The 914-nt window shown below is 45.2% G+C and carries 1 protein-coding gene; it reads left to right on the top strand.

Features of this window, described 5'->3' with window-relative positions:
• Nucleotides 1-871: hypothetical protein (locus GRP75_RS28150; protein ID WP_237449247.1), on the top strand; the 871-nt coding region annotated here is incomplete at its 5' end.
• Nucleotides 872-914: the final 43 nt, after the last annotated feature.

Genomic DNA, 914 nt, shown 5'->3' with positions numbered 1-914 from the left:
ACATACACCTAACAGATGGAGAAGGAGCCTGACTATGGACAAACAAACGGTAATTTTAACGCTTGAGGAACTAGGCTTTGCCTTGACCGCACTGGGCGCAGAAGATATGGCTTCTGGTCTGCTCCAATCTTATTACGGGGAACTAACCGAAGATCGCTGGGAACTGCTTTTTCATGCCGCAACGCATAGCCTGATATCCAAGGGTTTGATGGAACAACGGGATGACGGGCAACAACAGCTCGAATTTGATGCGTTTATTGTTGAGATGCTAGCTCATCTGGTACAAAGCCGCCAGATGCTACGTGGCTACAAGGAGCAACAGGACAAGCAAAATACATTAACGATACACCATGGAAATGAACGTTTTCTGTATCATTTTTCCAGCCACAATGAACTCCATTTCTTTCGCTGGTCTTCCCCAGAAGACTGGCATCACGACATTGATCAATTGTTCGGCCTGCTTGCTTCGAACTTCAATGAGCACAGCCGATACGTCGATCTGACCGAAGAACAGTGGAATGAGTTAACCTCTTCCAGCTTCAGCATGCAGCAAATGACAACGTGGAAGCTTCATGAGTCCGCTCAGCAAATAATACAAGACTGGCGAGAGGATTTTGATCGTAATCAGTGTAGCCTAGATAATTTGAGCCAGATGATATACGCGGATACGGATGAAGATGGACCTTCCGTTACAAATCTACTATTTGTTCTTAAAGGAACGAATGATGTGTGGATCGTAAGAAATACAGAACTGGATATGCAGGCCACCCCATGTCTGCGTATTGAAAGTGTAACCGAAGCTGACTGGAGAGAACGAATAACTTATTTCATTCAGGAGTTTGTACGCGACGAGGCGGTATTCCGTGGATAAAATTGTATATCGAAGATCTTTGGCATTTTGGAAAGCCATGGGC

The organism is Paenibacillus sp. OT2-17 (assembly GCF_009827695.1).
Classification (GTDB): Bacteria; Bacillota; Bacilli; order Paenibacillales; family Paenibacillaceae; genus Paenibacillus; species Paenibacillus polymyxa_B.
This window is presented reverse-complemented; position numbering and strand designations above follow the sequence as displayed.